At 37.4% G+C, this 13,675-nt stretch carries 12 protein-coding genes; 7 read left to right on the plus strand and 5 right to left on the minus strand.

Features of this window, described 5'->3' with window-relative positions:
• Positions 1-157: 157 nt before the first annotated feature.
• The 7 genes from ACFIMS_RS04635 (at position 158) to ACFIMS_RS04665 (ending at position 8,981) form a co-directional block, all read left to right on the plus strand.
• Complete coding sequence (locus tag ACFIMS_RS04635; protein ID WP_375612017.1) at positions 158-952, plus strand: thymidylate synthase; 795 nt, start codon at positions 158-160, stop codon at positions 950-952.
• Positions 949-1,458 (plus strand): dihydrofolate reductase, encoded by a 510-nt coding sequence (locus ACFIMS_RS04640; RefSeq protein WP_375696423.1) that lies wholly within the window; start codon positions 949-951, stop codon positions 1,456-1,458. The genes ACFIMS_RS04635 and ACFIMS_RS04640 overlap by 4 nt, the downstream gene beginning before the upstream one ends.
• 119 nt (positions 1,459-1,577) lie before the next feature.
• Positions 1,578-2,717 (plus strand): FtsH protease activity modulator HflK, encoded by a 1,140-nt coding sequence (hflK, locus tag ACFIMS_RS04645; RefSeq protein ID WP_375696424.1) that lies wholly within the window; start codon positions 1,578-1,580, stop codon positions 2,715-2,717.
• A 2-nt stretch (positions 2,718-2,719) separates the two neighbouring features.
• Positions 2,720-3,658, plus strand: a complete 939-nt coding sequence (hflC, locus tag ACFIMS_RS04650; protein WP_375606990.1) for a protease modulator HflC — start codon at positions 2,720-2,722, stop codon at positions 3,656-3,658.
• A gap of 151 nt (positions 3,659-3,809) precedes the next feature.
• Positions 3,810-5,333, plus strand: a complete 1,524-nt coding sequence (locus ACFIMS_RS04655; RefSeq protein WP_375638325.1) for a Do family serine endopeptidase — start codon at positions 3,810-3,812, stop codon at positions 5,331-5,333.
• A 705-nt stretch (positions 5,334-6,038) separates the two neighbouring features.
• Entirely contained in the window at positions 6,039-6,911 is an 873-nt protein-coding gene (gene miaA / locus ACFIMS_RS04660; RefSeq protein ID WP_375613384.1) for a tRNA (adenosine(37)-N6)-dimethylallyltransferase MiaA, read from the plus strand.
• Between the two features lie 270 nt (positions 6,912-7,181).
• Positions 7,182-8,981, plus strand: coding sequence for an acetolactate synthase 3 large subunit (locus tag ACFIMS_RS04665; protein WP_375613385.1), 1,800 nt, complete (start codon positions 7,182-7,184; stop codon positions 8,979-8,981).
• A gap of 659 nt (positions 8,982-9,640) precedes the next feature.
• On the opposite strand, the gene ACFIMS_RS04670 is transcribed toward ACFIMS_RS04665, so the two are convergent.
• The 5 genes from ACFIMS_RS04670 to ACFIMS_RS04690 form a co-directional block, all read right to left on the minus strand.
• The gene (locus ACFIMS_RS04670) at positions 9,641-10,054 is read right to left on the minus strand and encodes a TauD/TfdA family dioxygenase (protein ID WP_375628865.1); all 414 of its coding nucleotides are present in this window, start codon (positions 10,052-10,054) and stop codon (positions 9,641-9,643) included.
• A 122-nt stretch (positions 10,055-10,176) separates the two neighbouring features.
• Positions 10,177-10,473: a hypothetical protein gene (locus ACFIMS_RS04675; RefSeq protein WP_375638324.1), complete on the minus strand. Its 297-nt coding sequence runs from the start codon at positions 10,471-10,473 to the stop codon at positions 10,177-10,179.
• Between the two features lie 544 nt (positions 10,474-11,017).
• Positions 11,018-11,347 carry a hypothetical protein gene (locus ACFIMS_RS04680; RefSeq protein WP_375613389.1) on the minus strand — a complete coding sequence of 110 codons (330 nt, stop codon included), beginning with the start codon at positions 11,345-11,347 and terminating at the stop codon, positions 11,018-11,020.
• A gap of 30 nt (positions 11,348-11,377) precedes the next feature.
• Positions 11,378-11,818, minus strand: a complete 441-nt coding sequence (locus tag ACFIMS_RS04685) for an MFS transporter (protein ID WP_375696425.1) — start codon at positions 11,816-11,818, stop codon at positions 11,378-11,380.
• Between the two features lie 274 nt (positions 11,819-12,092).
• Complete coding sequence (locus ACFIMS_RS04690; protein ID WP_375696426.1) at positions 12,093-13,019, minus strand: D-2-hydroxyacid dehydrogenase family protein; 927 nt, start codon at positions 13,017-13,019, stop codon at positions 12,093-12,095.
• Positions 13,020-13,675: the final 656 nt, after the last annotated feature.

A 13,675-nucleotide genomic window follows, 5' to 3' on the forward strand; every position in this document is an offset into this window, starting at 1 on the left:
GAAGCTGTCTATAGTATTTTATCTTTTGCATCAAAAATTTAGTCAGATCATGATAATTTCTTGTGTAAGATGTTTTTGGAAAAAGATTTGAATTATGTTTGTACGGATTTTACAGTTTTTATTTTCTATAATAAGAAGAATCGGACATAATACCCTCATGAAATCATATCTTGCTCTTTTATCTCATGTTTTAAATCAGGGTATTGATCGGACAGATCGAACGGGTGTTGGAACGCGATCTATCTTTGGGTATCAGATGCGCTTTGATTTACAAGCAGGATTTCCGTTGTTGACAACAAAGAAACTACACTTACGTTCAATTATTTATGAACTTTTGTGGTTTCTTAAAGGCGATACAAATATCGCTTGGTTGAAAGAGCATGGTGTGTCAATTTGGGACGAGTGGGCTGATGAAAAGGGAAATCTTGGTCCTGTTTATGGTTATCAGTGGCGTTCTTGGCCTGCTCCTGATGGACGCCATATTGATCAAATTAACAATCTTTTAACGATGATTAAGGAAACGCCAGATTCTCGTCGCTTGATTGTATCAGCTTGGAATCCTGCATTAATAGAGGAAATGGCGTTGCCTCCGTGTCATTGTCTTTTTCAATTTTACATTGCGGAGGGGAAATTATCTTGTCAACTTTATCAGCGTTCGGCGGATATTTTCTTAGGTGTTCCATTCAATATTGCATCCTACGCATTGCTAACGATGATGATTGCGCAAGTAAGCGGTCTTAAAGTAGGCGATTTTATTCATACTCTGGGAGATGCTCATCTTTATTCTAATCATTTTGAACAGGCAAAATATCAATTGTCTCGTAGACCAAATGCTTTGCCATGTATGCGCATAAATCCAGCGGTAACAGATCTTTTTTCTTTTCAATTTGAGGATTTTGAGTTGCTTAATTATGAAGCACAACCCCATATTAAAGCGCCGGTAGCAATATGACGATTTCCATTTGTTTAATTGCTGCTGTTGCAGAAAATGGTGTTATCGGTCGTGAAGGTGCAATGCCGTGGCATTTATCAACGGATTTGCAACGCTTTAAAGCTTTGACATTGGGTAAGCCCATTGTTATGGGGCGAAAAACTTGGGATTCTATTGGGAGACCTTTACCAAGGCGTACAAATATCGTTATTACGCGTGATTGTACCTTTTGTGCTGAAGGGGCTGATGTTGCTCACTCTTTATCGCAAGCTTGTTCTCTTGCAACAAATGTTGCTTCTCAAAATGATGTAGAGGAAATTTTTATTATTGGTGGGGGTGAAATTTTTCAACAAGGGTTGCATATGGCTGATAAAATATTCCTTACAGAAGTTTTAGCTTCTATAGAAGGTGATAGTTTTTTTCCTGTTTTTGATAAAGAAAAGTGGACTATTGTGCAAACACAAGATATTCCAAAAGGGGATAAAGATAGTCATCCGACACGTTTTGTTGTTTATGAGCGGAAATAATTTTTTGTAATATGAAGTGGAAGGGTTTATCAGTTGTATTGTAATGAGGTAAGAGACACCCTATAAGATCAAGCAAATGGTTGGTGTTCGAGTAGTGGTAATCAGTTAAAGAGGTGATAATGCCCTGGACAAATCAAAATGGTGGTGGCCCGTGGAGTGGCGATAAAAACAGTGGTGACAAAAAAACACCAGCTAAGAATCTCTTTGGTTCTGGTGGCGGTAATGGTGGCGAAAATGGTCCTAATCTTAATGAAATTTTGCGCAAAGGGCAGGATCAGTTTAAACAATTCGGGAGAAGCAGTTTTTCTGTTTTATTACTTCTGCTTGTTGTGTTTTTTTGGCTATACCAGTCAATTTATATTGTTCAGCAAAATGAACAAGCGGTAGAGTTGCGCTTTGGCATCCCTAAAGAAGGCATTATTGGTGATGGGTTGCATTTTCATTTTTGGCCAATTGAGACCTATATGAAAGTACCTTTAACGGAAAAAACAATCGCGATTGGTGGGAAGCCCGGTCAGGCGCAACAAAGTGATGGTTTAATGCTTTCGAGTGATCAAAATATCGTTAATGTTAATTTTTCCGTTTATTATCGGATTTCATACCCTAGTCAGTTTTTATTCAATGTGAATGATCAAGAGGGAACTGTCCGCCAAGTTGCTGAGAGTGCAATGCGTGAGGTCATTGGTTCGCGGCCGGTTGATGATGTTTTACGTGACAAGAAAGAAGAAGTTGCTAATGACGTTAGAAAGATTATCCAGTTGACTGTGGATAAATATCAACTTGGTGTCGAAATAAGCCGTGTTTCTATCAGTGAAGCTGCTCCTCCGACAAAGGTTGCTGCTGCGTTTAATTCTGTTCAGCAGGCGGAGCAGGAACGTGGAAGAATGATTGAAGAGGGGAATCGTGTGCGTTTTACGAAAATTGGTTTAGCAAATGGTGAAGCTTCACGCACACGGGAAATCGCAAAAGGTGAAAAGGCACAAATGGTTGAAGAGGCAACAGGGCGTGCTGAACGTTTTCAGGCGATAGCTCGAGAGGCTGCGATTTCACCAGAAGCTGCTCGCTACCGTCTCTATATGGAGACGATGGGGCGGATTCTTTCTTCACCAAATAAGCTGGTTCTTGATCAGGCAAATTCTCCAGCGGTGCCTTATTTACCTTTGAATGAATTGTTGCGTAGCAAGTCATCGGAAAAAGTAAAGGCAACAGCAGCGCGTCCTGCGTTACTCTTAGATTCTCGTATTTCTGGAGGAGATTAATTATGCAGCAATCTCGCTTTTTGTTTGTTTTTAGTGCTATAGTGTTTGTTTTGATGATTTTGTGGATGTCCGTATTTATCGTCTATCCTCGTCAACAAGTAGCAATTAAGCGTTTTGGACAAATTGTTCAGGTAGAATCTAATCCTGGAATCTATTTCAAGGCGCCCTTTATCGATAAGATGATCATTGTTGATAATCGGTTATTGCGTTACGATGTTCCTACACAATCTGTACAGGTTCGTGGTGGTGCGTATTATGAGGTGGATGCGTTCTTTATTTACCGTATTACAGATCCTAAGTTGTTTTTACAGCGCATTGCTTCTGGGCGTCCACAAATTGCGGCACGTGAAAACCTTGCACCACGGTTTATTGACGCTTTGCGTGCTGTTTATGGTAAGCGAGAATTTAAAGCAGCCTTATCGGATGAACGAGGCGCGATGATGGCTGAAGTACAGAAGCAATTTTCTGTAGATGCAGGCTCGTTGGGTATTACCATTGTTGATGTGCGTATTCGTAAAACCGATTTGACTGATGCTGTTTCAGAAGATGTCTATCGGCAAATGGCAGCTGAACGTGAAGCTGCTGCGGAAAATATCCGGGCTCGTGGTCAGCAGGAGCGAGATCGTATTGTGGCAGAAGCTAATCGTGAATATGAAGAAATTGTAGCAGCTGCAAAGCGTGATGCTGAAATTACCCGTGGTGAAGGTCAAGCTGAAAGTATTCGTCTTCTATTGAATGCGAGGGAGGCTAATCCGTCTTTTTACGATTTTTGGTTGGCGATGGAACAATACAAGAATTTAGAGAAAACACCGATGGTGATTTCTCCAAATGAGGATTTCTTTTTCTATTTTCGTAATCCGCCGCAGGCAAATAAAGCATTCTTACCGACAATGAATACTGGCCTCAGTAAAACTGATCCAAAATCGGGAGAGAATAGATAAAATAATGGATTGCAGATACGAGATTTTGCATGAAAAGAATGATCTGTGACCATTTTCTTTTATGGTAAAAGTGGTAGAGAGTATCGAGCCGTGCTGGTTTTACGTAGATAAATTTAGTGGGGCTCTTTGCATCTTTGATTAAAGGCATGTCATGGATAGAAGTATCGTGAGTAAAAATACGTTTTTAAAGTTTTTTATCACAAGAGTTGTTTTTTGTGTGACTTTGTTTCTATCAGGATCAGTGAGTTTGTCTTGGGGAGCCGAGACAAGCAAGGCATTGCTTTCTATTCCTGATTTAGCTTCTGAGCTTTTGGAAACAGTTGTGAATATTTCCACGGCGCAGACTGTTGAAGGAACAGAACAGGATGCAAACACCTCGGTACCCGTTATCCCAAAAGATTCATTGCTGGAGGAATATTTCAGTGATTTTTTTACACCCAAGGATGGTCAAAAAGATAGTCAATTTCAAAAGGTGCGTTCTTTAGGGTCTGGTTTTGTGATTGATGCGCAAAAAGGGATTATTGTTACAAATTATCATGTTATTGTAGATGCTGATGATATTGAAGTTAATTTTACGGATGGGACAAAACTAAAGGCAAAGCTTCTTGGAAAGGATAGCAAAACTGATTTGGCGTTGCTTCAAGTCGATGCAGGAAGTAAAAAATTAAAAGCTGTGCGTTTTGGTGACTCAGAAAAAGCACGTATTGGTGACTGGGTTATGGCTATTGGTAATCCTTATGGTTTTGGTGGAAGTGTGACGGTTGGTATTATTTCTGCACGTAACCGTGATCTTAATGCTGGTCCCTATGATAATTTTATTCAAACAGATGCAGCAATTAATCGGGGAAATTCTGGTGGGCCGTTATTTGATAGAAATGGTGAAGTCATTGGCATTAATACAGCAATTGTTTCACCTTCGGGAGGATCTATCGGTATTGGATTTGCTATTCCATCGGATATGGCTCTTTCTGTTATTAATCAATTGCGTGATTTTGGAGAAATAAGGCGTGGTTGGTTGGCTATTCGTATTCAGCCGGTAACAGAGGATATTGCAAAAAGTTTAAAATTGGACAATGCTGTGGGAGCATTGGTGGCTGGTAAAATAGAACAGACGGAAGAAAATAATGTAGATAATAGCCAGTTACAAACTGGAGATGTTATTCTTTCCTTTGGTAATTCCAAAATTAAGCATGCACGTGATTTGCCGCGTTTAGTTGCAGAAAGTTCAGAAGGAAAAGTGGTGGACGTTACTATTTTACGCAATGGGCAAGAAGCAACAGTAAAAGTTAAGCTTGGACGTTTGATTGAAACAGATCCAAATGAAGATACAGAAGAAGTTGATGATAAAAAAAATCAAGATCTGTCGAAAAACGTGACAATGCAATTTATGGGAATGACGTTATCTGAACTGACAGAGGATTTGCGTCATCGTTATTCAATTTCAGATAAACTTCGAGGACTAGTGGTGACATCTGTTGCACAAAATAGTGCCGCGGATAAAAAGCGTATTCGCGTTGGTGAAGTGATTGTTGATATCAATCAGAGTTCTATCACAACAATTGATGAGGCTAAAAAACGTATTCATAAATTACGTGAAGCTGGACGCAAAAATGCTCTATTTATTGTAGCGCGTCCAGATGGAGAGTTACGGTTCGTAACGCTCCTAATGGATTGATCCTTAAAAAATTATTTTTTGTTTTTTATCAGCCTTAGTGTGTGGGATATTTTGCAAGTCAGCCATGTGATGTCCAATATTTCTCAAGCTCATTTCACGATAGAGAGTATGGGGTGTGCAATATAAAATCCATTGGAAATTATTATATCTTTATGCTGAATATCAAAGTATAAATTGGTGTCATCATAGTATTTTTCAGTTCTCAATATTGTAACAGCCTAGACTTTGAAATGCTGCATAAGAGATATTGGTACACCTTTCTTAAGTCCATTTTTATCTCTGCTTGTGATGCGCAAGTAAATGGTATTGATATGATACTTTATGAGGCTCTTATTATAAACCGGCGTAGCATGCTATTTTTATAGGAAAAAATAAAGCTATTTGATTGTATAGATTAAACTTAGTATTATTTTCATAAATGATGACAAAGAGTATATTTTTAATGGCCTTAACGGACAGAATTATTATAGCTGTGGTTTGTTATTGAATTATGATAGCAAAAAATGCTTGGAAATTCCTTTGGTGTTGTTATTAAGTCCATTTTTTCTTTTTTATAAGTTTCATAAGGGGCTTTGTCTTAAGGGGAATTTGTGTTCGTATTTTTGTTTGAAGTATTTACTCTATGATAATGGAGAGAAAATACAGGAAGGCTTTGGGGGTGTCTGCATGTTGCAATAAGTTATTGATTGGGAGAAATTGCTATTCATGACACAGAGAACAGTTACATTAATAGCAGGGCCAACGGCAAGTGGGAAGTCAGAACTTGCCTTGCAAATGGCTCAAGAAAAAAATGCTCTCATTATTAATACTGATTCAATGCAGGTTTATGATGTTTTAAATATTTTAACGGCACGGCCGAGGGAGGCTGACACCGCGATTGTTCCCCATTATCTTTATGGTCATGTGAGTCCTACTTTGAACTATTCAGTAGGGCAATGGTTGTGTGATGTCGAGAAGCTATTGGCTACTTTTTCTTTAAGATCAGTTATTTTTGTTGGTGGAACAGGACTTTATTTTCGTGCTCTTTTAGAGGGGATTTCGGAAGTCCCTCATGTTCCAGATGTTGTGCGGCAGAAGTGGCGTTTGCTGCTTGATAAAGAGGGACCTGAAAGTCTTTATCGCCAGTTGTTGCAGATTGATGCTGTTGTTGCTGAAAAAATTTCTTCGCACGATAGACAGCGTATTGTACGTGCTTTGGAAGTTTATGATGCAACCGGTAAGTCGCTCAGTTGGTGGCAGAAACAAAAAACAACACCTCTCATTGCGCCAAATTTGACCGAAAAAATTCTTCTCATGCCACCACGTCCTCTGCTTTATGAACGTATTCATAAACGCTTGGATTCTATGATTGAAAGAGGAGCTTTAGAAGAAGTGGTGGCTATGAAAAAACTTAAACTTTCCCCTTCATTACCAGCAATGAAGGCTATTGGTATACCTGAGTTTATGGCTTATTTGGATGGATATAGAAGCTTTGAGAGTGCTCTTGAAGCGGTGAAAATACAAACGAGGAGATATGCAAAAAGACAAATGACATGGTTTCGTAATCAATTTGATGAAGAATGGATGCTTACTTTTTGATAAAAGAGTTAGAGCTTTGCAAAGAAACTTATCGAAAGATAAAAGATAATTCGTGAAAAAGAAATTTTTTAGAAAATATAATTTTTTATTGACGAATGGTATCAATGGAATTAGAAATCTCTCTACAAGGAATTTTTTATATATTTTATACGTTGGAATAATGGGGGTAATCATACAGTATGTGTTGTGTAATGGGCTCCTTTGGGGGCTTTTTTTATGGGCTCCGTTAGGGGCTTTTTTATTGTCCTATAAAGTAGGTGAGTGGGAAAAATGAGAAATGATCCAAGAAAGCAAGAGAGTGCAGATGGAAAAATAATGTCGGGCGCTGAAATAGTGGTTCAAGCTCTTATAGATCAAGGCGTTGAACATATTTTTGGTTATCCTGGTGGGGCTGTTTTGCCTATTTTTGATGTTCTTTATCACCAAGATACACTCCAGCATATTTTGGTGCGCCATGAACAAGCCGCAGGGCATGCAGCTGAAGGCTATGCACGCAGCACAGGGAAGGTAGGGGTTATGCTTGTAACTTCTGGTCCAGGGGCAACGAATGCTGTTACACCTTTGCAAGATGCTCTTATGGATTCGATACCTCTTATTTGTTTTTCTGGGCAGGTGTCAACAACGGTGATTGGAACAAATGCTTTTCAAGAGGCTGATACAGTTGGAATTACAAAGCCTTGTACGAAGCGTAATTGGCTGGTTAAAAATGTCAATGATCTTGCGGCTATTATTCATGAAGCTTTTTTTCTTGCTCAATCAGGTCGTCCTGGGCCGGTTTTGATTGATATTCCTAAGGATGTTCAATTTGCTTCAGGATTTTATAGAGCACCTCAAGTTCAGGAGTCTTTACATTCTTTTCCATCGTTGAAAGGGAATACTAAGGCTATTGAATCTGCCGTTTCTCTTTTAGTTGAGGCAAAACGCCCTATTATTTATTCTGGTGGTGGTGTTATTTCATCGGGGATGAAAGCTATACAGCTTTTACGTAATTTGGTTCAATTGGGGGATTTTCCGATTACTTCAACATTAATGGGACTTGGTGCTTATCCTGCTTCCGGTAAAAATTGGCTTGGAATGCTTGGAATGCATGGAACCTATGAGGCTAATATGGCCATGCATGATTGTGATGTCATGTTAGCTGTTGGAGCACGATTTGATGATCGTATCACCGGGCGCCTTGATGCATTTGCACCTCATGCGCGTATTATTCATATTGATATTGACCCTTCTTCTATCAATAAAATTGTAAAAGCAGAAGTTCCAATTATTGGTGATGTGGCTTGTGTTTTAGGAGATATGACGCAACTCTTAAAGATACAGCAACCAGCGTTTAACAGTGAAGTCCGTGAGGCGTGGTGGACGCAAATTAACCGTTGGAAGGCTCGTAATTCATTAGCATATGCGGAGAAAAAAGATGTCATTATGCCGCAATATGCTCTTGAACGGCTGTATGCTTTTACCAAAGATGCGAATGCTTATATTACAACGGATGTCGGGCAGCATCAGATGTGGGCAGCGCAGTATTATCATTTTGATGAACCAAAACATTGGATGACTTCTGGTGGTCTTGGAACGATGGGGTATGGTTTACCTGCTGCTATAGGTGTTCAAATAGCGCATCCTGATGCGCTTGTTGTGTGTATTTCTGGTGATGCCTCCATTCAGATGAATATTCAAGAGCTTGCAACAGCTATTCAGCATGACACACCGGTGAAAATTTTCATTTTAAATAATCAGTATATGGGAATGGTCCGCCAGTGGCAGCAATTGCTGCATGGTAATCGTCTTTCTCATTCTTATACGGAATCTATGCCTGACTTTGTGAAATTGGCACAAGCTTATGGAGCCGTGGGAATTCATTGTTCAAAACCCGATGAACTTGATGATAAAATTCAGCAGATGATTGACTGTGATAAGCCTGTTCTTTTTGATTGTCGTGTTTATCATTTAGAAAACTGTTTTCCTATGATCCCATCGGGATGTGCTCATAATGAGATGTTATTACCCGATGAGGCAAGCGAAGAAGCTATTGCAAATGCTATTTCTTCCGAGGGAAAGATTCTTGTATAAAATGAATATGTTAACAAAATGGTGAAGGATGGTGATGATGAAGTCTTTGGAGTCTTCATCTCTGTCTCTTCTTTGTGGAGAGTTTCTATTATCCTTAGAGCTCATTTTATGATTTTCATTCTTTGTTTAAAGACATGGGGTGTATTATTATTTGTTCATCTAAAAAATGTTATAAGTCGTGTGCACAATTATGTTTGAATTTATTTGTACGCGATGTTTGTTTTTTTAATTCATATGTTCACATTAATAGCTATTTCGTTGCATTTTTTAGATAATACATTGAATTATCTGTTATAAATTAATTATGTTGTCTCATATATGAATGATTTCATCGTGCAAGAAAAAAAGCCACACTGCTTGAAGGGTGCAACCATGCAAGCCATTATGCCTATGAAAACAATAGAAAAGTTTGTTACTATGTTTTGGTTTTGCATTATGAAATTACTCCAAATAGCTCTTTCAGGGGCTTGATAGGAAAATCCCCCTAGCGGTTTGAAAGGAAGGGAAAAAATAACAAAAATCAAATGCAGCCATAGAAAACCAATAGGTCACCATAGCTTATAATCAGGTATGATTATGCGGGAGAAACCTATACATATGAGATGTATCGTCAATATATAAACCAGAATAATACTCAACATCATATCATTATCAGGATATTAACATTGAAAATTAAATATTCTTTCTTTTATTTGTTCTATATATCTATGATTCCATAAATCTGCAGACACAAACACTCTTTGAATCCATCGCATTGGATTTTCATAACTATCAAATGATCCAAAAAATTTATCTCTAGAGTGTAGGGCCATTCTATTATCAATGTATAATAATCTTCCTGGTTGTACATCAATTCCAAAAGATATAGCCTTAATAGCTTCATAAAAATGATCTAAAGCTTCCTTGGCTTTTTTTGACTGTGGCTCTAACATGCCTGGATAAAAAACAGCGCTGATATCTGGGAATTCACCGTCCCCTTGAACGAGGGGCACTTTACTTGTAGAAGTTACCCCATTTTTTCTCCATCTATAGGGAACATTAATTATATATAAATTATCCCTGAAGCTCCTCAAATCCTCCTCACTTAAAAGTTTTAAAGCTAGACGTGCATCATCGTTAACGGACCATCAACACCATTGCGAACACCAGATAAAAGTATCCCCTTTAGGAGATAAATTTAAATCCGTTATAAATTTTAGTGCAGCATTTTCATATGAAAATCTAACTCAACTTCAGATCCTAATCCTGTATAATCTTTTTTATTATCCTCTAAAAGAACTAGGTTATTTACTATATGTTCGCCTTCAAACTTAATTGAATAAGGCTCTCCGATCAATAAAGAAAACATCATAATTAAATTTTCGCTAATATAGCCACTTTTACAAGACGCATCTAAATTGTAAGGATTAGGTGACATATTAATTTGTCTATCAACAGGAAGGTTTTCAAAGATTAAATATGGTCTAGGGGTAATAGACACCTTTTGGTTCATAAGAATTGTCAATATTCTATGTGGTAGCAGCGAAAATGCTATTTTTTTAACTCAACCGAATATTCAATACCACCGTATGGATCATAAATAACATGGTCTAAAGCCTCTCAAAGTTTGTCTCTTTCGACATTGCTCAACTAAAAAGTATTTTCCATTTATCATTATAATTTCCCCCAATTATATTTCCCTACTTTTTTATTAAAAAAGTGAAAAAACAATAATTAAAATCAGCCATGTTAGTAAATAAGTGTCTGTAAAATCTTGGATTAATCCAAATAATGGTGGAGTAGTAATAATTGCGATTTGATTTACAGATATTGCTAAACCCAGAGAAAACACAACGCTTTCTTTCGGCTTAAGAGTCTACAATATAAGCAACCCAAGGGCCATACCATTCCATTCCTCCAAAAACTAACCAAGCAGATAAAATAGTTAAATAAATTATGGATCCACTCATGCCCAAAATTAATATTAAAAATCCAAAAACGACTGCAATCATACAAAACAAGACAGGAAAAAACCGTCCTTTTCTACAATGATCACGCTACGCTGCTAAAATAATTCTTCCTAAGGCACCAGAAGCCTGTGAAACAAAAAATAAATAAGTACTTTTATCTAAAGACAGGTGATAGATTCTATAAAAATAGATCGTTATAAAAATGGTTAAAACATATTGAACGATCACAAGTGAAACGCTTGGAAAAATAATATTCTTCATATGAGGCGCAGCCAACATTGCAAGACGAGATCTTACATTTGCATAGAACGAAATTCTTGCCTTGCTTTTTGGAACGATAGCGATAACTTTTGCTGGTGAGTGATAAAAAATAATAAATATACATCCCCCTAAAAAAGAAACTATGGCACCGACCAAAACGCACCTTGTATGCCATAGACAAGCACACTAGCAGGAAGAACTATTCCAGCTAATGCCCCCACAACCTAATGTTAACCCCGCCTGCCTTATTCCCATTGCAAATCCGCGCTGCGATTGTGGAAACCATGAAGAAACAGATTTAGCGCCACCGGGTTGAGCAGAACTATAAAATTCCCCTATAATTAGCAAACAAACCAAAAGGGAAATATAGTTATCTGCGATTGCTCCCAACAAAAGAACGACAGAAACGCCGACCGCGCCAACTCCAACAATATAGCACTCGTTAAACTTGTCTAGTAATTCGTCAGCTACAAGTAAGCCAATAATAGGTAGGAACTGCGCTGCTGAAGACAGCAAACCTATCTGAGAGTTACTAAGCGAGAAATCTTTCTTAAAAAATTTAGCTAAAGGACCAATCCCTTGAACAAAGAAGCAAGCTGATGCTTGAGCGATAGTGGCAACAAGCAATACAATCCATCTATAATAATTTTTTCTATAAAATTATGATTGCTCACTCAGCCCCCTCCAATTAAAGTGTATTCCAATGAGGTAGCCTTTTTTAATGATTGCAATAATAAATTGTGTATTTTATGCTGATTACATAAAAATCTGTCCATACTATTGGTATTAATATGAAAACTAAGGAATATGCTTAATTTAAGGAAATAAGCTATTATGTGTCGTGCAAATTTGATACGCTAGCGATATAAGATAAATTTTACAAACATTGGCTCAGCCGGCATTAAGCGCTCTTCATAAAAGATGCTATATTTTGGCAAGCTTTTTCAATATAATTCTCAAAGCTTTCTTCAGTCACATAGCCCAGATGTGGCGTGCAAAGAACTCTATCTGATTGCAATAATTTGCTCTCATATACTGGCTCGCTGTCATAAACATCCAGTGCAAAGTAAATTGAATTTTCCAAACTTAGTATTTTTTCTATCGCCCCTTTTTCAACCAAAGCTGAACGCGCTGTGTTGACAAAAATAGCATGAGGTTTCATGCTCAATAGATCATCTAATTTTATGATTTCTCTGGTTTTATCGCTTAAACGTAAATGGACGGATATAACGTCAGGACGTGTAAAAAATTCATCTTTTGAATGCGTAAAATGATAACCTAAATTTTTTGCTTCTTGCGTTGAACGCTCGCTCCCATAAACCAAAATGGACATGCCAAAAGCTTGAGCATATTGAGCAACCATTTTACCAATACGGCCAAACCCGAATATTCCAAGAGTAGCCCCTTTCATTTGGTTGCCAAATGTTGTTTGCCATCGTCCTTTTTTCATATCAGATACAGATTTACAGAGTTTTCTACGCGCAGACATAATTAAGAGCCACGCAAATTCAGCAGCAGAAGTTGGATCTCCACCACCGTCTAATATTTCAATTCCTAAGTCTCTACAAGCTTCTATATCAATATGTGAACCTATAGGGCCTGTTTGGCAGATTAATTTTAAATTTGGCAGTTTCAGGAGAAGATTTCTATCAACTATAGTCCGCTCTCTGATTAAGATAAGAATATCTATCTCTTTGAGCTTATCTTCTAAATCACATTCTTTAGCTAAATTATTTATAACCAGCACTTCATGCGATTTCATTAATTTTGTAATAGACTGTAATGTTAGGGTGGCTTTTTGATAGTCATCTGGAATTAATATTTTCAATTTAAACCTTTCGTTTCATTCATCAATATTTGAGCTCATTATTTCATTTCTAAAACAACCAAAAAGCAATCTCATCGCTGATATTTTGACATAACACCAAGCCTATTAACAAATTATACCCCTTGATTTATTGTTATTTCTAGCAATAAGAATAGCATTAATCAGTTAGTTTTTATAAACTTTAAAACATTGCGACAAAAAGAAAAAGTTTAACTCAATAGATGGAGAATTGCGCTTTTCTCATATTCTAGAGGATGAACCTGAAGCGCTACGCTGGACTGAAGCCATGTCCCAGTTTTCTATAATAGACTACCAAGAAGGCCATACTTACGAACCATATTTTATTGTTGAAACAGAAAAAGCTACATATTTGTGCGAGATAAAGCGTGCTTCATATAAGTGTGATGTCTCTCTTTATTCGTTGAGATATCACTTATTTGTAGCATGAAGAGTAAATTTATTAAAATCATGATGAGAGGGAGATAGGAACTTTATAGGTGTATCATCATAGGATTAAGTCGTTTTGTTGAGAGCTATTTTTATTTCTGCTAAAAGGTTTTTGATATATTTAATTATTATTTCGTAATAGTGGATGTACTTTATTTTATGTGCAAGAAAGCTGATTGATTGTGTAAAATAGCGTTCAAAAATTACAT

This window comes from Bartonella sp. AP331QHHD (genome assembly GCF_042195905.1).
Lineage (GTDB): Bacteria > Pseudomonadota > Alphaproteobacteria > Rhizobiales > Rhizobiaceae > Bartonella.